We start from the raw sequence: 651 nt of genomic DNA, 5'->3' as shown, positions 1-651 counted from the left end.
TGCTTAGCCGGCTAATTGTATCGCGCCAGCCGGGCGCATCAAGCGCCAACAGCGCGTCGGGGCGAAAGGTGGGGCGCACCTGCGGGAAGCCATCGGCGTGGAGGCGGCGGTGGTGGTCGAGCGGATCGGTGGCGGCATCGGTGGTGGCCAGCAGTTCGATCTGGAAGCGGCGGAAGAGCGCGCGCGGCGTGAAAGCCGGCTCGGCCAGCCGGGCTTGCAGGTGGTCATAGATGCGCTGAGCGTTAGCAGCGGTGAGCCGTTCGTCTACGCCAAACAGCTCGACCAACACGGTCGCCAGCCAAAGGCCGGTCGGCGTGGCGCGAAAGAGGTGGAAATGCGCGGCGAAGCGTTGCCAGATCGCGCGGTGATCGGTCTCGTGCCAGCCGCCAGCGCGCGGCGCGATGCCCAACTGCTCCAGCGGGGCGCCTTGGCTAGCCAGCATACGCAAGATGTAGTGATCGGGCAGAATGAAGAGTTCGGCGGGCGAACCAAACTGCGCTGCTGGTTCGGCCAGTAATGACGGCGGCACGTGACCATGCGGGCAGAAGAGGGGCAACGCTTTGACCTGCTCATACAAGGCGCGGGCTAATGCGCGCCGGGCCGGATCGCTGCTGAAACAACGGTCGGGAGAGAGAGACCGTAGCATGGTAG

At 66.1% G+C, this 651-nt stretch carries 1 protein-coding gene; it reads right to left on the bottom strand.

The window, feature by feature from the left end:
• The coding region (locus NZU74_20535) for a glucuronate isomerase (GenBank protein ID MCS6883715.1) at positions 1-651 on the bottom strand (651 nt) is incomplete at both ends.

The organism is Chloroflexaceae bacterium (assembly GCA_025057155.1).
Taxonomy (GTDB): Bacteria; Chloroflexota; Chloroflexia; order Chloroflexales; family Chloroflexaceae; genus JACAEO01.
This window is presented reverse-complemented; position numbering and strand designations above follow the sequence as displayed.